The organism is Microvirga sp. GN3 (assembly GCF_055792825.1).
The window spans coordinates 59,658-79,420 of record NZ_JBVVAK010000002.1 but is presented as its reverse complement, the minus strand read 5'-3'; the positions used below and the strand labels follow the sequence as shown (position 1 = coordinate 79,420).

Annotated in this window: 14 protein-coding genes; 12 read left to right on the top strand and 2 right to left on the bottom strand. The window is 59.8% G+C overall.

What is annotated here, in order from left to right:
* The first annotated feature begins 1 nt into the window (after position 1).
* From ACS5Q1_RS01375 to ACS5Q1_RS01320, 12 genes are all read left to right on the top strand, one after another.
* Entirely contained in the window at positions 2-3,130 is a 3,129-nt protein-coding gene (locus tag ACS5Q1_RS01375) for a glycosyltransferase (RefSeq protein WP_473096512.1), read from the top strand.
* Positions 3,131-3,865: 735 nt separating this feature from the next.
* The gene (locus ACS5Q1_RS01370; protein WP_473096511.1) at positions 3,866-5,767 is read left to right on the top strand and encodes a glycosyltransferase family 2 protein; all 1,902 of its coding nucleotides are present in this window, start codon (positions 3,866-3,868) and stop codon (positions 5,765-5,767) included.
* A 9-nt stretch (positions 5,768-5,776) separates the two neighbouring features.
* A complete protein-coding gene (locus ACS5Q1_RS01365) occupies positions 5,777-7,114 on the top strand; it encodes a glycosyltransferase (RefSeq protein ID WP_473096510.1) in 1,338 nt (445 codons plus the stop codon).
* 30 nt (positions 7,115-7,144) lie between these two features.
* Positions 7,145-7,735: a dTDP-4-dehydrorhamnose 3,5-epimerase gene (gene rfbC / locus ACS5Q1_RS01360; RefSeq protein ID WP_473096509.1), complete on the top strand. Its 591-nt coding sequence runs from the start codon at positions 7,145-7,147 to the stop codon at positions 7,733-7,735.
* A 20-nt stretch (positions 7,736-7,755) separates the two neighbouring features.
* Positions 7,756-8,832, top strand: coding sequence for a dTDP-glucose 4,6-dehydratase (gene rfbB / locus ACS5Q1_RS01355; protein WP_473096508.1), 1,077 nt, complete (start codon positions 7,756-7,758; stop codon positions 8,830-8,832).
* The gene (gene rfbD, locus ACS5Q1_RS01350) at positions 8,829-9,716 is read left to right on the top strand and encodes a dTDP-4-dehydrorhamnose reductase (protein ID WP_473096507.1); all 888 of its coding nucleotides are present in this window, start codon (positions 8,829-8,831) and stop codon (positions 9,714-9,716) included. Before rfbB ends, rfbD begins: the two co-directional genes overlap by 4 nt.
* A gap of 28 nt (positions 9,717-9,744) precedes the next feature.
* Positions 9,745-10,626 (top strand): glucose-1-phosphate thymidylyltransferase RfbA, encoded by an 882-nt coding sequence (gene rfbA / locus ACS5Q1_RS01345; RefSeq protein WP_473096506.1) that lies wholly within the window; start codon positions 9,745-9,747, stop codon positions 10,624-10,626.
* A gap of 336 nt (positions 10,627-10,962) precedes the next feature.
* Positions 10,963-11,970 carry a calcium-binding protein gene (locus ACS5Q1_RS01340; protein ID WP_473096505.1) on the top strand — a complete coding sequence of 336 codons (1,008 nt, stop codon included), beginning with the start codon at positions 10,963-10,965 and terminating at the stop codon, positions 11,968-11,970.
* Positions 11,970-13,970: a hypothetical protein gene (locus ACS5Q1_RS01335; protein WP_473096504.1), complete on the top strand. Its 2,001-nt coding sequence runs from the start codon at positions 11,970-11,972 to the stop codon at positions 13,968-13,970. The genes ACS5Q1_RS01340 and ACS5Q1_RS01335 overlap by 1 nt, the downstream gene beginning before the upstream one ends.
* Before the next feature lie 40 nt (positions 13,971-14,010).
* Positions 14,011-15,732 carry a type I secretion system permease/ATPase gene (locus ACS5Q1_RS01330; protein WP_473096503.1) on the top strand — a complete coding sequence of 574 codons (1,722 nt, stop codon included), beginning with the start codon at positions 14,011-14,013 and terminating at the stop codon, positions 15,730-15,732.
* Positions 15,725-17,050 carry an HlyD family type I secretion periplasmic adaptor subunit gene (locus ACS5Q1_RS01325; protein WP_473096502.1) on the top strand — a complete coding sequence of 442 codons (1,326 nt, stop codon included), beginning with the start codon at positions 15,725-15,727 and terminating at the stop codon, positions 17,048-17,050. Before ACS5Q1_RS01330 ends, ACS5Q1_RS01325 begins: the two co-directional genes overlap by 8 nt.
* Before the next feature lie 9 nt (positions 17,051-17,059).
* Positions 17,060-17,335, top strand: coding sequence for a hypothetical protein (locus tag ACS5Q1_RS01320; protein WP_203447695.1), 276 nt, complete (start codon positions 17,060-17,062; stop codon positions 17,333-17,335).
* Between the two features lie 35 nt (positions 17,336-17,370).
* Here the strand turns inward: ACS5Q1_RS01320 and ACS5Q1_RS01315 are convergent, their stop codons facing one another.
* Positions 17,371-18,600 carry a glycosyltransferase gene (locus ACS5Q1_RS01315; protein WP_473096501.1) on the bottom strand — a complete coding sequence of 410 codons (1,230 nt, stop codon included), beginning with the start codon at positions 18,598-18,600 and terminating at the stop codon, positions 17,371-17,373.
* An 807-nt stretch (positions 18,601-19,407) separates the two neighbouring features.
* The gene (locus ACS5Q1_RS01310) at positions 19,408-19,632 is read right to left on the bottom strand and encodes a DUF6429 family protein (RefSeq protein ID WP_473096500.1); all 225 of its coding nucleotides are present in this window, start codon (positions 19,630-19,632) and stop codon (positions 19,408-19,410) included.
* Between the last annotated feature and the right edge of the window lie 131 nt (positions 19,633-19,763).

The window sequence follows — 19,763 nt, the reverse complement described above, 5'->3', positions numbered from 1 at the left end:
TATGACAGCAACGGCGGCTCATCAATCCATCTACGGCATCGTAGATGGATTTGAAGGTTCTTACCTAGTTGGGTGGGCCTTATCTTCCCTTGCGACTAGAAACTGTATGATCGAAGTGATCGATGAATCGGGTAATATAGTTGCTTCTAGTCGCGCTTCGAAGGTTCGGCCGGACTTGGCTAAACTAGGTTTTGGCCGCACCAACTTCGCATTTCGAATCTTGATTGACGGTGCGGCCTCAAATTCTCCTCTTCGTGTCTTTGCTGATGGGTTTGAACTCCCAGGATCGCCTATTTATGTCGGGCCTGGAGAGTATGACGGGCGGATAGCTATTGAGAATGGCTTTGTCTCCGGATGGGTAACGGAGCGTCAACCATCGTCCGATCTTCCTATAATTCGCGTAGTCGACCAGAGTGGCCGAGTCGTCCATGAGGAGCCGGCGGCATATGATGTAGAATCAGCGGATAAACACTTTAGGCCGGCGCGGTTTGGTTTTTCTCTACCCAATGATTGTTACGGTACGCCGGAGCTTGCGTTACATGCTTCCATAGACGGAAGAGAGTTCGCTGCTGCGCACTGTGCTTTAAGTACGAACGGATACCTAGACGGAATATGGCCAGATCGGTGTGTCGGGTGGTTAATGTCGCCGGATTTGCCCAGCAAGCGTTTCGAAATCGAAGTGCTCCGTGATGGTCGAGTGATAGGAAGTGGAACCTGCAACGTTCCACGACAGGACTTGCGCGAGCACTTCCCGAGTGCTTGGGAGGTAGGCTTCGATATTCCGCTTTTGGAGACTGACAACAAGGTAACTGAAACTTCCACATTATCTATCCGACTGGCTGGCACAAAGCGGGAGCTTTTCGGAGGTCCGTTTGTCGTGGGGCGCCGCGCTGCGTTTATCTCAGGAACCCGACGTGTTGCGCGCTTGATCCACTCCGCAGACGTCGACTTGGACTTGACCCAGCGTGCCGCATTACAGGCTGCCCTTGTTCATTACAACTTGGGGCTCCGTTCTGGCAGCGACTACATCTGGCTTCCTTTCAAAGATGACGCAGCGAACGAAGAGGGTTTCGTGCCTGTATCTAAGCTTCGTCTGAACATCATTATCCCGATCTATAAAGGTGTTGAAGTAACACGGGCCTGCATTGAAAGTGTTCTGACCCATAGGGATCCCGAACAGGACGTAGTGGTTCTTGTGAATGACCGCTCCCCTGAGGCAGACATGGAGCCGATGCTACTTGAGTATGTGGGCGCCAAAAATCTATACCTGCTTAACAATCCAGAAAATTTAGGATTCGTGAAGTCAGTGAATCGGGCGCTGAACTTCTGTTTGGCGGGTGACGTAGTTTTGTTGAACTCAGACACACGCGTGTTTGCTGGAGGGTTAGATGAGCTATACAATGTAGCGCACTCCAGCAACGACATCGGTACAGTCACCGCGATGTCGAACAACGCCACTATTTTCTCATATCCTCATTCATTACTAGCCAGTTCTGAACTAGCTGATATCAGTTGGGACGAGTTAGCCGATGCCGCACTACAGCAGAATGCAGGTCGTGCGTTCGAGGTGCCGACAGGACATGGCTTTTGTATGTTGGTCAAGCGCAAGGTGCTTGATTGTGTGCCTGGTCTTGATGAGCAGTTCGGTCGCGGATACGGCGAAGAAAATGCTTTCTGTTTAAAGGCTGAAGATTTAGGCTTTCGGCATGTGGCTGCAGCAGGAGTCCTCGTAGAGCACCGCGAGAGCGTTTCTTTTGGAGATGACGTACGGATTGCGCAACTCAAAGCTAATCTTCCGGTCCTCGAGCGAATGTATCCCGAGTATACCGGCACCATAATTGAATTCCAGAAGCGTGATGATCTGCGGCGTGCTCGATGGGCGCTTGATAGCGTGCGCCTTAGGCGATTCAGCAACGCTAATGGCGGCCAGCAAGCCTTTGCGCTTGTAGTCGCGAATTCTCTCGGAGGGGGGACAAAGAAGGCTCTTGATGACCTTGAGACGGCTATCGGGTACGGCACAAAAGCTGTCCTCCGCCTCTCCGCTGACGCGTCCGGTATGACGTTGGAATGTAAGAACCTTATGCTGCGCGCCTTCTTTTTGCACAATGAGGCTGACGCACTGTTAGAGCTTCTCGACGCAGCGCAAGTTGATCTAGTCATTGTGCATCAGGTGCTAGGTTTCTCAGCTTCAACGATTAACATCCTCAAAGACTACATTCGCACCCGCCGGTCGATCGTCTATTTGCACGACTTCTATGCAATATGCCCACGCGTGACTATGATTGATGCTGTGGGGCAGTTTTGCCGCGTCGGTAGTGATGATCGGTGCAGCCGATGCGTCAAGCTTGGCGGAGTCCATGAAGCGTCTCAAACAGGTGAATTGCATCCTGCTGAGCATCGAGCTCTCATGACCAAGTTTTTAGCTGCTGCAGACAAGGTTATCGCACCTTCTTCAGATACTGTATCCTATATAAACCACGTATTTCCAGGGCTGCACGTCAAGGCTGTGCCACACCTGGACATTGGCCAAGTGCTGCCCCAAGCAATCCGCTCCGGAAGAAATGGCAGTTACGACGACATTATAATATTGGGCGCGATTGGTCCCCACAAGGGCTCTGGTCAGCTCCTAAAGCTGGCGCAACAGGCGTGGCTCAGCCATCCCGAGATGCGCTTCCATGTTGTCGGTTATACCGATATTGATGAAGCGTTGGAAGCTATCGGAAACGTTACTATAACTGGGCCGTACAAGCCAAAGGAGTTAGACTCGTTAATCGAGGCTACTGGCGGCCGGATTGCATTGTTTCTACACAACTGGCCTGAGACTTTCTCCTATACGTTGAGTGAAGCTGTAGGGTTAGGCCTTTATCCTGTGGTGCCAGATATCGGCGCGCCAGCAGAACGCGTCCGAGCGACAGGATTCGGAGCGATCTTTAGTTTCCCAATAAGTCCAGAGACAGTGCTGGAGACGCTGGCTAACCTCAAAGCAAATAAGGCATTGGATGATAGCTCTTGTACACCGATTGCCTTCATGGATTATCGGCAGCCGCACGAAATCGCAGAGGCTATAGGTCTTACAGCAGATGCTGCCCCAACTCCGCGGGTGCGAGTTCGGCGGCGAGTGGTCGCTTAAAATGAGTTCACTGCAACACACCTTGATAACTCTCGTGCAAATGCATCGAAACTTCGGAGTTCAACAGTGACTTCGACCACAAAATCAACCTTTATCCTTGGCGTTGTGCTTATGACACCTCAAGGCTTTGGCGCTGACAGGGGCGGGTTCTCCGAGACCTTTAGTACCACGCGTTCTTGAAGCCTCTGGGAGACGTCAAGTTTGTTTAAGACAAATGGCCTTTTCAGCAGCTAGGGGCCGTGCCGCCGGGTGTCGCTATCTCAGCTCGGCACAGGTATAAGAGGCAAGGCAATGCTAAGCTTATCTGTCAAAACGCCTACTTCACTTGGTAAAAACTTTACGTGCTCAACGGTGTGTGCCGTAATTTATTTGCTTCATATCGAAGTAGTGTTAAACGCATAAATAGACGAATCACTCGCCTGAGAAGTGAACTTAGTGGGGCATTCCTGATGTCGAACCTGATGGTGCGGCCGGCCGTTCGTGCTGGCGCGGTTTTCCTTGATCCTTCGCCGTTTCGGCAATGAATCCTGCCTGCTCACGCAAGGCTGCCTCCCATGCGCCTCTTCAGAGCGGCCTGGTAGTGCCTCTGTGCCTGGAGCCGCCAAGCCTGCTCGGCTGCTTAAGGAAAGCTGCAAGGCTAACCGGGAGCTCGACGGGACTGGTGGCGCCTTCGAAAGGGGCGCCAGATTAGCCCTCGGTCAGCGCGATGAGCGCCATCAACTTGCCTGACACCCCATGCACGCTCAGATCGACGGACTGGTTGAATTTGCCAGCATTCTCCTTGCACGGATCCGCGTTGCAGCGTCATTGTCCGACGATTCGACGTGGTGCTGCCGTCTTGAGCAGAATGGGATCATCCTCTCGGCTGACCGCCGCAGATGGTTTGAAATTCCGTCTGCGACCTCAGCCTCAGAACCGAGTTATCCTACCCGTCGCCGGGCGATCATGGTGCGCCGAGCGCAACAGCGGGAAGCAGCCTATCTGGTGGCGTTTGCGGACGAGGCGCGTCTCCAATTCAGCCAAGACAATCCTGTTACCGCCACTGTGGAGGCAGATGGGGCCGGCATAGGCCAGCGATCACTGGCCGTGAGCGCCCTCACTGTTGCCAGTTTGGCGGATCCTGAGTTCAAGGCGGCCCTCTGTAGGGCGGTTCAGGGTTCCGGGGCACCAGCAGTGGCCGCTGCCCTGAACGCGTCAATTAAAATCGAGGCCCCTGAACAACTCGATCAAGTTCAGATCAAGGGCGCGATCTTCGCCAATACGGGTCTGGTTCTAACCGGGCGGATTGGGGAGTTTGCCCGCCGTGACATTCACATCGTCAGCGCGGATCTCCGCGCCTGGGTGCCACCGCCTCTGATCGCCTTCCACACACGGAATGCCGACGAGGGAGCACCCGACACGACGGTCGAAGGTGGTACCCGATCCCCCAATGGCCTTGACTTTACGGCGGTCCTCAGTGCTCCGGACGGGCAACGCATCAGTGCGATTTACTTTGTGGAGGTCGATCCCTCAGGTGCGGAGACCGTTTTTTATGGTCCCGTGGCAGTCACAGCGTCGGGACGCGAGCAGCAGGCGCTGCGGTTGGTCAACGACGCCTTCGGGCCGATTCAGTCGTTGCCGAAGGCACTGGTTCAGCAAATCTATCGGCCGATCCTCGCCCGGCCCAAGACAAGCGCGCGCGCGCGCCGCTTCACCTTTGGACCGCCCATTGATGAGGCCGCGCCTCTGGCGTCCATCATCATTCCATTTTACGGCGACGCGTTCTTTCTCAACTGCGTGTCCCATCTGCAGCGGGTTCTGGGGCCCGGATTCGAGTTGATCCTCGTGGTGGATGATCCGTGGATCTGGCCAACCGTGTACGGTCACTTGAGTGCACGCCGATCGTCAATCACGGTTCCGACAATTCTTCTCGAGTGCGAGGCCAATTATGGCTATGCCCGGGCCAACAACCTGGGGTTCATGGCGGCACGGGGCGACGTCGTCTTCCTCATGAACTCCGACATCCTGATCCTGGACGCCGCGGCTCTGGAGCAGGCGGCGGCAATCATTCGGGCCAGGCGCCAGGCGCGGGAACCCGAAGCGATCATCGGGTTCTCGCTTCGGTTTGAGGACGATACCCTTCAACACATCGGCATGGAATTTCCGCGCTCGCCGCTCGTCGGCGACATGAGACTGGCCGAGCATCCCCTGAAGGGCATGCCATCGGCTCTGTACCAGGAAGAAGCGGTGCGCCGCGTTCCGGCCGTGACGGGGGCGCTGATGGCGCTCTCATCCGCTCTCTATCAGACGCTCGGAGGGTTTGACGTCGCTTACGAGCGCGGGGACTTCGAGGATGCTGATCTGTGCCTGAGAGCCCAACAGATCGGGGCCGAGGTCTGGGTCCATGTTGCGCCGGGTCTCTACCATCTCGAACGGCAATCCATTCGAACGATGGGGGATAATCATCTGCGGGAGACGATCACCTATCTGAACTGCCTCACGTTCAACGCCCGGTGGGACGCTCACCTGTCCGAAGGGGCGCTGGGCCGTTCCGATGCGCCGGCACGGTCCACCACTGGGCGCCGGCCGATCAGCGTGCGCAAGCGTCATACCCTGCAGGCGGCGCCTCTTCCGCCCGCACCGGCGCGAGCGGAGTGAGGTCGGCGTATGCGCATTCTCGTTCTCGCTCACGGTCATCCTGATCTGAGTCCCGGCGGCGGCGAACGGGCAGCGTATTCGCTGTTCCAGCGTCTCAAGCAGAGCCCCGAGGTCACCAAAGCCGTCTTTGCGGCCTATGCCAGCCCTCAGACCATCGGACATGATGCCTTGTTCGGGAGCTTCCGAGGCCGGCCTGACGAAATCCTGGTGGCCACGCCACCGGTCGATGGGTTCACGTTTCAGAGCCTCGGCTATGATGTGCTCAAGCGGATCGTGAGCGACCTCATCCAGTCCGTGCGGCCTGACATTGTTCATATTCACCACTTCATCTTTTGGGGTATCGAGGTCTTCGAACTGTTCCGGCAGGCCGGTGTCCGGGGTGTCTTCACTCTGCATGAGTTTGCCGCGATCTGCGCTCAATTCGGCCAGATGGTGAAGACGGACGGCCGACTGTGCCATATGGCGTCCCCCGGCGAGTGCGGCCTGTGTTTCCCGTCCGTCAGCGCGGGGAAATTCTTCGTCCGCACCACCATTCTGAAATCACTTCTGGGGTCCGTTGACCAGTTTATTGCGCCGAGTGAGTTTCTGAAGGAACGCTATGTCGCCTGGGGAATCGCGCAGGACCGAATCGCCGTGATCGAAAATCTGCTCGATCAGTCGATTGCGGCTGGGGCCCGGCGGGCGGCAGCCCAAGGGCTGAGCGCCACCGATAGGACAACCGACGGAACCAAGGTGGTGTTCGGCTTCTTCGCCCAGATCAATCCGTTCAAGGGATTTGATGTTCTGCTCGAGGCGGTGTCGCTCTTGCCCGAGGATGTTCGCCGGCAGGTCGCATTCCGGATCCATGGCGACAACCGGCATTACCGTGACACCCCATTCCATGCGCGGACCCAAGCTCTTCTGGAGGAGGTCAAGGATGTTGTCTCTCTGCTCGGAGGCTATCGCGGGGAGGACGTTCTTGAACTGATGGCGGCCTGCGACTGGATCGTCGTTCCATCGATCTGGTGGGAGAACTCCCCGGTCGTGATGCAGGAAGCCCGCATCGCCGGACGCCCGCTGATTTGCGCCAACATTGGCGGCATGGCGGAGAAAATCGACCGCCGCACGGACCTGCTGTTTCCGGCGCGCAGCCCTGGCGCGCTGGCTGACCTGATCACCAAGATTATTCGCCAGAATATCAAGCCAAGCGCTCAACTCCTCAGCGATCTGGCCCAGACGCGGCTTGATGCGGACGAGAGCCATCTTGCACACCACCAGGCCCTTTACGACGGCCTCCGTCACCAATCGGACACCTGGGGTTTCGCCCCAGATATCAGGGCCCTGAGCACACCAATGCCTCAGGTCTGATGAGATGACAAAAACCTATTGAGCGAGTTCATGATGTCGAATTTAACGATTAGCAGAACTGAAATCCCTGACGTGATCTGTTTTGTCCCGCGGCGCTTCGGCGACGCACGGGGCTGGTTCACCGAGACCTACAGCACGCGCGCCTTCTCGGACCTGCTCGGTGGGACGGTGTTTGTGCAGGACAACCAGGCCTTCTCGGCCCAGAGAGGCACTCTGCGCGGTCTGCACTTTCAGCGCCCACCGGAGCCTCAGGCCAAACTGATCCGGGTTCTCCGCGGCAGTATCTTCGACGTGGCCGTCGACCTGCGCGTTGGCTCGCCCACCTACGGTCACTGGGTTGGCGAGACACTCACCGCTGAGGGCGGCGAGCAGCTCTTCGTGCCGCGCGGCTTCGCCCATGGCTACTGCACCCTGGAGCCGGACACAGAGGTCGCCTACAAGGTGGACGGCTTCTACGCGCCGGAATGTGACGCGGGTCTCGCCTGGAATGATCCGATGATCGGGATCACCTGGCCGATTGCGCCAGGGGAGGCGATCCTCTCCGATAAGGACATGAGGCTGCCGGGCTTCGCCGACTTCATATCGCCCTTCCGCTCCCAGACGGCTCAGGCGCCGGTGTAGCCCAACGCCAAGGATTCCTCATGTCTCTCGACTCAATCTCCAAGCGTATCCTCGTCACAGGAGGTGCCGGCTTCATCGGATCGGCCGTCGCCCGTCATCTGATTAATGAGACCGAGCATCAGGTGCTCGTCCTCGACAAGCTGACCTATGCCGGCAACCTGGACTCGCTGCAGCCAGTTGCCAACAATCCCCGCTACAGCTTCGTCCAGGCCGACATCCTCGATGCGCCCAAGATGCGGGAGGTCTTCGCCTCGTTCCGCCCTGACATCGTCATGCATCTGGCCGCCGAGAGCCATGTCGATCGTTCCATCGACGGCCCGGGCGAGTTCATCCAGACCAATGTGGTCGGCACCTACACCCTGCTGCAGGCGGCCCTGGCCCATTGGCAGAGCCTGTCGGATGCGGACAAGGACGCCTTCCGCTTTCACCACATCTCCACCGACGAGGTGTTCGGCTCCCTCGGCGCTGAGGGCTACTTCACGGAAACCACCGCTTACGATCCGCGCTCGCCGTACTCTGCCTCCAAGGCAGCCTCCGATCACTTGGTGCGGGCCTGGCATCATACCTTCGGCCTGCCGACGGTGGTGAGCAACTGCTCGAACAATTATGGGCCCTATCACTTCCCGGAGAAGCTGATCCCGCTTGTCATCCTCAACGCGCTCGAAGGCAAGCCTCTGCCCGTCTACGGCGACGGCTCGAATGTGCGCGACTGGCTCTATGTGGAGGACCACGCCCGGGCGCTCGCCCTGATCGCCCTCGAAGGCGAGGTTGGCGAAAGCTACAATGTGGGCGGCCACAACGAGAAGACCAACCTGGAGGTGGTGCAGGCGATCTGCACGATCCTCGACGAGATCACGCCGGATGAGCGGATCGGCCCGCGTCAGAACCTGATCACCTTCGTGCGCGACCGGCCCGGGCACGACCAGCGCTATGCCATCGATCCGACCAAGATTGGCCGGGACCTCGGCTGGGTGCCGCAGGAGACCTTCGAGACGGGTCTCGCCAAGACAGTGCGCTGGTATCTCGACAACCGGCCCTGGTGGGAGCGCATCCGCTCCGGCGTGTACCGCGGCGAGCGGCTGGGGCAAGTGGCATGATCCTGGTATTCGGCAGCGGTGGTCAGCTGGGGCAGGAACTGATCGGGCTTGCGCGCGTGACCGACATTCCGTTGGTGGGCCTGACGCGGGCGCAGGCCGACATTGCCGATCCGGCACAGGTGGAGAGGGCCTTGGCCGACATCCGCCCCAGCCTCGTTCTCAATGCCAGCGCCTACACCAAGGTGGATCGCGCGGAGACCGAAGAGGAGGCGGCCTTTCAGGGCAACGCCTTGGGGCCGGAGATCCTGGCCAGGACCTGCGCGGCCGCCGGCCGTCCCCTGATCCATGTCTCGACCGATTACGTCTTCGACGGCTCGAAGAGCGGCGCGTACCGGGAGAGCGATCCTGTCGCGCCCCTCGGAGTCTATGGCCGCAGCAAGTTGGCGGGTGAGGAAGCGATCCGTTGCCATCTGCCGCAGCATGTGATCGTGCGGACATCATGGGTTTATGGAGTCTATGGCGCGAACTTCCTGAAAACCATCCTGCGCCTGGCTGGCGAACGCGATGAGCTGCGTATCGTTGCTGATCAAAGTGGTTGCCCCACGTCCACGGCCGATCTCGCCCAGGCACTGTTGACGGCGGCTCACGCCTTGGGCGAGGGCAGGGCGGTGTTCGGCACCTATCACTTTGCCGGCACGGGCGTGACCACGTGGCATGGCTTTGCCTCCCGCATCGTGGAGGCTCAGAGACCCTTTACCGGCCGATCCCCGTCTGTCGTGCCCATCCGCACAGAGGAATACCCGACGCCGGCCCAGCGGCCGGCCAACTCGGAGCTCGACTCAAGCCTGTTCGGCCGGACCTTCGGGTATACGGCGCGGCCATGGCAAACCGCCGTCGACACGACCATTACCGGACTGCTGTCGCAGAACCACACGGCATCCTAATCCAAAGCAGACATCACAGGGACTCACCATGAACCGAAAAGGCATTATTCTCGCAGGCGGCTCCGGCACGCGCCTGCATCCGCTGACGCTGTCGACCTCGAAGCAGCTGTTGGCGATCTACGACAAGCCGATGATCTATTACCCGCTGACCTCGCTGATGCTGGCGGGGATCAAGGACATCCTGATCATCACGACGCCTGAAGACCAAGCGTCGTTCAAGAAGCTTCTGGGCACCGGCCGCCAGTGGGGTGTTCACCTCGAATATGCGGTGCAGCCGAGCCCGGATGGTCTGGCACAGGCCTTCATCATCGGCGAAGATTTCGTGCGCGGCCATCCGTCGTGCCTGGTTCTCGGCGACAACCTCATCTACGGCCATGGCCTGACGGAGGTCCTGCAGCAGGCCGACCAACGGCGGGAAGGCGCCACCGTCTTCGGTTACCGCGTCGAGGATCCGGAGCGCTATGGCATCGTCGCCTTCGACCAGGACGGCCGGGCCACCTCCATCGAGGAGAAGCCAGCGGTCCCGCAATCGCACTGGGCGGTAATCGGACTGTACTTCTACGACGAGCAGGCAGTCGAGATCGCCAAGAGCATCAAGCCCTCACTCCGTGGCGAGCTGGAAATCACCGACCTCAACAATGTCTATCTCAACCAGGGTAACCTCTATGTCGAGCGCCTCGGACGTGGTTACACGTGGCTTGATGCGGGCACCCACGAGTCGCTCCTCGAGGCTGGAGAATTCGTGCGCGTGCTGCAGTCCCGTCAGGGCCAGTTGATTGCCTCGCCCGAGGAGATTGCCTACCGGCAGGGCTGGATCGACCGCTGGAGTTTCGAAGAGGTGGCGACCAAGTTGTCCAAAACGAAATACGGACGGATGCTGCTGGCGCAACTTCAGTCGCACGAACTCTGACAGGGGCGCTCATGACGGCGACCAGGCCATCATCGCGGCACCCGCACATCCGATGGCCTGGCAGCTGACTCTCGCCGTCGGCTGATTGACCTCAGCTGGCGTGAGCGCTGCGGCTGGACCCGGGGCGAAAGGGGATCTGTGCCTGGGGATAGAACCTCCGGACCAGAAATAATTAACCCGCCCGAGGAAAATAAATCTGACTTGTGATGAATCTGTTACAGACTCTGTTTACCTTACGGAATATAGCGAAGGTACCTTACGAGATATAAGGGTGCTCTTCGGGGAAACGGCCAGAACGGGCGAGAACCGCTCACTTTGGGGGTATTGATGGCAAGTATGGGAAGCGTGTGGGACGGCAACGTCTCGCCGGATGCGTATAGTTATTTTCTAAAAGCTATTCCGCGCAATCTTCGCGACGACACGGTGCGAGAGCGGGATTTCAGTGACCCGTCCAAGTCGATCGTCAAGGGAACCAGTGCGTCCGACTACGTGATTCTCGGCAGCGGCGACAAGCTCGCGCAGCTGAAGGGCGCACCTAAGGGCTTTGATACGGTCGAAACCAGCAGCTCGATCAACATCAGCGGCACGGGCTTCCGTGGCGTGGTGCTGACGGGCGAGGCCAATGCCAAGGTCACGGGCAGTACCTTGGGCGACGTGATTTCCGGCAATGATGGCAACAACTCCATCAAAGCGGGTCGCGGCAATGACGTTGCGGCGGGCGGCGAAGGACGTGACTCGATCTTTGGCGATGATGGTCGCGACAGCCTCTTTGGCGATGCTGGCAACGACTCCCTGTATGGTGGCGATGATGCCGATCTGCTGAAGGGTGGCTCGGGCAACGACCTGCTGAAGGGCGATGCGGGGCGTGACACCCTCTACGGCGGCGATGATGCTGACCGGCTGTATGGCGGCAAGGACGGCGATCGCCTCTACGGTGATGCCGGCAACGATCGTCTCTACGGCGAGGACGGCAATGACTCCCTGAGCGGCATGGTCGGCGACGACCAGCTCTTCGGTGGTTCTGGCAACGATACGCTGTTTGGCCTCGACGGCGACGATACGCTGTTTGGCGGCTTGGGGTCCGATCGTCTTCTGGGCGGCGCGGGTCATGACACCTTCGAGATCGACAACGGTGCGAAGAACGACATCGACACGATCTCCGACTTCAAGGTCGGCGAGGACGTGATCGACCTGTCCGGCACGGCGGCGACCAAGCTCAGTAGCCTGTCGTTCAAGGGCGATGGCAATGGCAACACGATCGTCACCGTGAAGAGCGACGGCACCAAGTTCAAGCTGGTGGGTTACGATCCGAATGACATTGACGGTTCCTTCTTCCACTTCTGATGTCTGTCATTCCTAACGACAAGGGGGAGCTTCCGGTCTCGCAAGAGCCGGGAGCTCTTCCGCTTTTTGTGATCCCATGGTCGGGCAGTGCGGCCTTCGCGTGGTGTTCTCAGCTCGAGAACGCCGCGATCGCTGATGTTCGGGTGGCTGGGGTCGCCGCCTCTGTCCTTGAGCGCAAGAAACTGCTTCGGCCTGGCCAGCACCTCGAAGTTCTGCTGCTCGATAGCGTGAACCTGCGTGACGGCGCCGAATGCAAGTTGCACGTGACCTCCAAAGAGGGGGAGGGTGCCGTCGTCAGGGCCGTCGCGCGGCTTGCACGCTGGGATAACCCTGAGACCCGGCGCGCCCTCGGCTTGGTGGCCAGTCGGTTCACTCACGCAAACGGACCGGCCCCCGTCCTGGAGCGCTATCTCGCCTTTATCAGTGCCTGGCAGGCGCCGGGCCACCTCGTCAAAGCCTTCCCCGAAGGCAGCATCCTTGATGTTCACGCGGAGCACGACGGAGGCCAAATCAGTGCCTACGCCGTGACGGCACATGGTTTGCAGCGTGTGGCGGGGCAGGTGCTCTATCATGGCGACGGCCGGCTGGTTCTGTGGCTCGACGGGGAAGTCGGATCGCTCTTGTATCTGGAACTCGCCGACACCGTGGTTCGGCTTCAACTCAACGAGCGCTCGCCGCGGCATGCCCTCTCGTTGGCCGATACGGGAGCCAATGGAGTCAACCTGGTCGAGGCCTTGCACGCGGGCGTAGAACAACCCTCGCCGGAGCTTCGAGCGTGGGCCGCGAGCCTGTGCCGCCAAAACATTGCGATGCCCTCGGAAACCGCCGGGGCTGACGTGATCCGAGCGGTCCGCCTGCCGTCACGCGAAGTCGCCATTTTCCTGCGCATCACAGACGCCATCGTCGGCGCAAGGGATCTGCGCCTCGAAGTCTTCGGAGCGAAGGAGCCGCTGGCCATCGACATCGTGGCGCGCGAGGTGGATGGTGAAGGCCGGACGTGGCAGCAGCAGGTCATCGTTAAAGCATCTGCGCCACAGGAAGACCTGGGTTGCGTGAAACTGTCATGGCGTTATGCGGGTCAGTCACATGCGGCCTGGATCCGCGAGATCGATGCCGCCGATCCCCGGAATGCGGCATTGGCGCATGACTTTGCCCCCTTGGCATGGGTGGATCCTGCGACGCTCCCGACGATCCTTCATCCCCTCGCAACAGCCAATGGTCACGCGCCGCCTAGCCTCCTGCAGCGTCTGGACCTGGGTTCTGAACCCGAACAGGTCAGTGCCGACATCGTTGTGTTCGTCCAGCAGGATTTGGAGGCTCTGCACCGCACGGTCCTGGCGCTGTCACTCACGTCACGTGACAGACCGTTTGCCATCCATCTTTGCCTCTTCGATCCACGCCTGTGGTCAGTCCTCGAGGCCAAGGCGCAGGTCTGGAGCAGCAGCTATGGGTTGCCTCTCCGACTGTCCTGCTACAGCACCCGAACCACAGAGGCTCAAGTGGCGCAGCAGGCGATGGCGGGCACGCGGCCACAGGTGTTCTGTCGTGCGGGCGTTGTGCCTCGTCGCGGCGACGGACTCGCGCGGGTTCTCTCGACGCTGCACGGCAAGACGGCGACCCTGCTCGTGGAGGGCCCAGCCGATCCCGCCATGCCGCGGCACGACGTCTCAACGGTGGCCCAACTCGCCGATGCGGTGCAGGCCGATCTGCCGGCGCGCATCGTCCTTGCGGCTCTGTCGTCGGACGATCAGCTGAAGGTTGAGGGCATGCCGCAATTCTATACTCTGGAAGGACTTCTCCTGGCCCAGGCCATGGCCGGCCAAAGCAGTGAGGTCGTTTTGCGGGACGCATCCGATGGTGATTTCGTGTCGAGCGGAACGTCGGATCGTCCTGATGACTTTGAGACAAAGCTTGATCGGCTCAGCTTGCAAATGGTGAGAAAATCATCTTCTGCTGCGCAACGTCGGCCGCGTAAGGCCACCGGACGCGGGACGGGCTGAGGCAAGGCACACTTAATCAGTTTTGCTTAAACATCACATCATGAGCACTCATCGCATGCACTCCTATCAGGATCATGATGTTGCCGCGGCGCTCAAAGCGTGCCGGCAGCATTTCCTGTTCGCGCTTTGCTTCGAATCCTGCGTCAACGTTCTTCTGTTGGCCTACCCGATCTTCATGTTCCAGGTTTACGATCGGGTGATAAACGCCAAGAGCTGGGAAACGCTCGTCGCGCTCCTAATCGGGTTCACGATCGCCATCGCGGCCAAGGGTATTTTCCAGTGGGTGCGCGGCACGCTTCTGATTCGGGCCTCCGCCCGGATTGAGCGCCGGCTGGCGGACCGGGTGTTCAAGGTTGTGGTCCGGAAATCGGCCAGCGGCACGGGCCCCGCGAATGCGCAGCTCCTGCGTGATCTGGACAGCTTTCGTCAATTTGTGACCGGCAAGGGCGCGATGGCGGCGTTGGACATGCCGTGGGGTTTTCTCTTCCTCGGCATCCTCTTTCTGCTCGATCCGGCAATCGGGATCACGGCCGGGATCTGCATTGCGGTTTCAGCGGGCGCGACCGTTGCCAATGCCATCCTCACCAAGCGCGCCTTGATCAAAGCGAACGTGGTGGGCAATGCCTCGCAGCAATTCAGCGAAGCCGCCACCCGCTCGGCTGAGGCCGTGGTCGGCCTTGGCATGCTGAATGCCGTGATTGGCCGCTGGCGCAACGAGCGCAACAAGGCGATCCAGGAGCAGCTGATTGCCAGCGGTCGGGGTATCGTGTTCTCCTCCTTCCTCGGATCTGCGCGCATTTTCATGCAGGGCGGCCTCATGGCGGTCGGCGTGATCCAGGTCATCAACGGCGAGATTCCCTTCGGAATCGTGTTCGCGTCGATCTTCGTCTTCGGGTTCGCCATGAAGCCGGTGGACCAGTTGATTTCGGCTTGGGAGGATTATCATCCGGTCAAGGACGCGATGCGGCGGATCGATACGGTCCTCAAGCAGTCGCCTGAGCCGTTGACCACCCTGCACCTGCCGCGTCCAACCGGCACCATCACGTGCCAGGACGTCACGTTCGTGCCGCCGGGTTCGGATCGGGCGGTGCTGAAGCGGATCAGCTTCGGGGTGCGGGCCGGTGAAAGCCTGGGTCTCGTCGGGTTGAACGGATCGGGCAAGACGACGCTGGCCCGGATTTTGACGGGCAGCCTGCGGCCGACCGGGGGTGCTGTCCGCATCGACGGCGCGGAACTCGACCAATGGAGCAACCACGAATTCGGGCGCTTCGTCGGTTACCTGCCGCAGAGCATCAGTCTTCTGCCCGGGACTGTCGCCGAAAACATCGGTCGCTTTGGCATGTACTCCGATGATGAGATCATCGACGCGGCCAAGCGCGCGCGGGTGCACGATGTGATCCTGCGCCTGCCGAAGGGCTATGAGACTTCCCTGGACGACAGCTCTGTTCTGTCGGGAGGCCAGCGCCAGCTGATTGCCCTTGCCCGCGCCATCATCGGCAATCCGGCCCTCGTGGTGCTCGACGAACCCAACTCCAATCTCGACGGCCCCGGCGAAGAGGCGCTGATTGCCTGTATGCATGAGCTGAAGGAGCGGGGCGCCACCGTGATCCTGATCACGCACCGCCCTAATCTGGTGATGCATCTCGACCATGCCGCCGTGCTGAAGGAAGGAACGCTGGTCAGCTTCGGATCCACGACGGATGTGTTCAAGCAGCTCGGTCGGCCAACGATTGTTAAGAAGGTGGGACAGGCCCGTGACTGATCAGGTTTTGCGCAACGCGCTCCCGGTTTCACCCCTCAAGGACTCAGCATCCGGACCCGTGCTGTTCGGCGGCGTTGCGGCTCTCGCCCTGGTGGCGGGAATCGCTCTCTGGTCATCAACCATGTCAGTGGCGAGTGCAGCCATTGCGACGGGAAAAGTGGCGGTCGAGGGCAACCGCAAGGCGATCCAACATCCGACCGGGGGCGAGATCGGCGTCGTCTACGTGCGTGAGGGACAGTTGGTCGAGAAGGGGCAGAAGCTCCTGCAACTCGAACTCGCCGACGCGAAGGCCGAGGCGACAGTCTTGAGCAGCAGTCGCGCCGCAGCCCTGCTGCGGACGGCGCGCCTTCAGGCCGAGCGCGCGGATGCGGCTGAGTTGGCATTTCCTGCGTCGTTGCACGACCAGAAAAGCGACCCCCAGATTCAGCTGCTGTTTCAGCAGGAGGCCGCACTCCTGGCAGCGCGCCGGGCCGCCTATCTGGGGCAGATCAGCCTCCTGACGCAGCAGGTCGAGGGCAGTCGCCGCCAGATCAGCGCCCTGCGCGGACGGGCCAGCGCGTCGCAAGTCCAGCTCAAGAGCATCGAGGATGAACTGACCTCGCTGCAGCCGCTTGTCGAGAAGGGCCTCATCGCTCGTCCCAGGGTGTTGACCCTGGAGCGATCAGCCGCTGGCCTGAGGGGCGATCTTTCGTCGATCTCCGGCTCGATCACGGCGGAAGAAGACAAGATCCGCGCGGCCGAGATCCAGATGCAGCAATTGAGCAAGGATCGGCTGGAGACCATCGCGCGGGACAGCGCCGACAATGACGCCCGCCTGGCCGAAATCGAGCCACGCCTGCAATCGGCGCAGTGGCGGCTGAGCCAAGCCGTGCTGGTGGCGCCGGAGAGCGGCTATGTGTATGGTCTGTCCGTCTTCGGACCGGGGGCGACGCTGGTGCCTGGACAGACGGCGCTCGAAATCGTGCCCAAGGACGATCCTCTGGTCCTTGCTGTCGAAATCAGCCCCACGGATGTCAATCGCGTCCACCCCGGGCAGAGCGCCAGTATCCATCTCTTGCCTTACCGCCAGCGTTACCATAAGGCGATTCCGGGCACGCTGGAGAAAGTATCCGCCGATCGCTTCGACGATAAGATCACCAACCATACCTACTACAAGGGTGTCGTCAGAGTTGATCCGAAGGACATCGAGGAGGCTCAAGTCGAGTTGACGCCCGGCATGCCGGCGCAGGTCTCGATTGAGACAGGCAAGCGCACGATCCTGGCCTACTTCCTGGATCCAGTGCTCCAGATTTATGATTTTGCTCTCAAGGAACAGTAGGAGACAGCAATGGCAACGGGGCGTATGGGACAAGCGGCCGATCAGTCGCGTGGTGAAGCGAGCGGCCGTCCGGTGAACTTGCAGGGGGATAGCCCGGAGGTCGTGGCCTTCGCGCTCCTGCGCTACCTTGCACAGCTCGAACAGGCGCAGGCGCGCGAGACAGGCGTTGTCTTTGACCGCGAGTGGCTTTTGGACGCCTATGCCGATTGCTTGGATGCCGTCAAAGGCAATCGCGCTCCGTCCGAAGGCGGTGAAGCGCCCGCCGCAGGCGCCAAGACTCGGTAAGACTGGAAGAAGGCGCCATCTTGGCGCCTTTTGCATTACAGCGCGAGCGCCTCATTCATCAGGCGCTCGTAGGCTGGCCAGCAGACTGTCTTGAAGTCATAGCGCTCAAGCACCGTCTGGCGTGCGTTCTGCGACAGCTGCTGGCGTAAGTCGCGGTCGCTCGCCACAAAGGCAATGCGTTCGGCCAGCGCCTGCACATCAAAAAACTCTGCCAGAACGCCGTTGTGTCCATCCTGAATCACTTCCAAGACCGGACCTGTGCTCGATCCAACAATGGCGCAGCCGCTGGCCATAGCGTCCAACAGAGACCAGGACAGAATAAATGGGTAGGTCAGATAGACGTGGACCGTCGACAGACGAAACAGATTGATCAGTCCGTCATAGGGAAGCGTTCCAAGAAAATGGACACGCTCCCAGTCAACCTGTGACCCGACCTCCTCCACCATTACCTGCTTCCAGGTCCGGCCTTGGCTGGGACTGCGCCCATAGCTTGTCGGCTCCTTCCCCACGATCGCCACGTGTGCCTCAGGCAGCAGCGCCTGAAGGTGAGGAAGAGCGCGGATGAACGAATGAAAGCCGCGGTACGGTTCCAGAGAGCGAACTGAATAGGTGATCAGGGTCTGCCCAGGCTGGATCGTGCCACGCGAAACCGCCAACGGACGAGCCGGTCCCGGCTTGGCCACATCTGTATCGATCCCTTCATGAATGACGTTGATCCGCTCTGACAGGGGAGGTGGAAACGATCCGGCTTGCCACCGGGTCGGCGACACGAGAGCGTCAGACAATGCGGCCGCCTGCAGAGTGGGCAGATTGCGCAGCGAGACATACTGCATATCCACCGATGGCGACTGGAACTCGCGGTCAAAATCCAGATCACTGCCTTGGCTGCGGTAGTAATATTCGAGATAGGAGATCAGCTTCGTCTCCGGGAATACCTCTTTGACGAACAGCGCCTCACCCCATCCGGGATGGGCAAAGCACACATCCGGCGTGAAGCCGCGGCGCTTCAGGTCCTGTAACCGCCCGCGAACCATATCACCCCGGCGGACCTGCTCCGAAAAGAAGGTGAGGGGAGGGAAGAGATCAGACGAGTGATCAGGGCCTGACTGATAGCCCTCGTAGCTCACGGGGCCAAAATTGACACCGAACGGGGACTTCTGACCGAGCGCAACGGCCTTGAATCCGTCGTGGCTGCCGAGTTCACGCGAGAGAAGCTTGTACTGACCCGGAAAGTTCTGGTGCAGAAAAAGAATGTTGCACGTCATAGACGTCCCTTAAGAAGTATGGTGCCGCGTTGAACATCGTTCGTGCTGTGATGGCGGCGCAGCTCAACGCGTTCTATCACTCCCTTGAAGATCCCTCTGGTTCTGCTCCACAAAAGATCGGGAGTGGCCACTTCATCGCAGATGGAAAGCGGTCCCTCTGCCCTTTGTCGGCACGAGTTCTTTACAGCTTCACGCCGAAACGTCCAGTCGCGTCTGCGGCTCCGCCTTCCGCCAAGGCGCCGTCGAATCTATGGGGCCAGATCGGTCGGGTGGGCAATAACGAGGTTCCGTCCGCCTGGTGTAAGGGCTGGGATTCAGGAACAAAGCCCTGGGGCTGCGCGTCGGCTGTTCGGCTTAAATGGTCGCCAACCAATAACCTTTCCGGCAATAATCTCGCCCGTTGCCTGGTTTCGCCATGCCCCATCGCTACGGAGGCAGGGAAACGGGATCATGTAGGTGCCGACATGATCCTCGCACAACACTTGCACCGGATCATCGGGGGCCGGATCTCCATTCGTGATGAAGTCATTGAGACGATCCCTTCGTGTCACCATTGTCCCGCCCTTATGAGCGCCGTCTCATCGGCCGCGCATGGCGGCGCTGAATGAGCGCTCCATCGTCATCGCCTCTCGGCCCGTACGTGCCTAGCTGCTCGTGATCGCTCTGCCGCCACATGGCCTCATGTTACCAGTATCCAACTCGCACGTTAAACGGCGCGGTTGCAAGTATTCAGCCCAGCGCCTTGATGGAGCTATTGTCATGGCACTGGAGACTCTGCAGGAACAGGAATCTGCCGTATGTTCAGGGCTAGCGCGTAAATAGTGCCTTGAACAGTTCCTCAGCCTTCTGTAGCCCTTCATCGGTGAGCACGACGGACTTGGCCTTGTTGGCCGGATCGCAGATGAAACCCTTCTGGTAGAGCCGATCGGTCACCGTCCAATCAAAGCCCTTCCAAGCCCGGCACTCATCGTGCAGCGTCAGCCACATCAGGGCGAGAACCGCCTCATCGATCTTGTCGAAATCAATCTCCATACTGGCAGCTTACCATGCTACAGCCCAAGATTCTGCGGTCTTCTACGCATGTTAAACCGGAAGGCTCTCACGCCTGACGGCGAGGGGATCGCGCGATGCCCTCGGGACAAGCTGCACTCGCCTACCAGGAA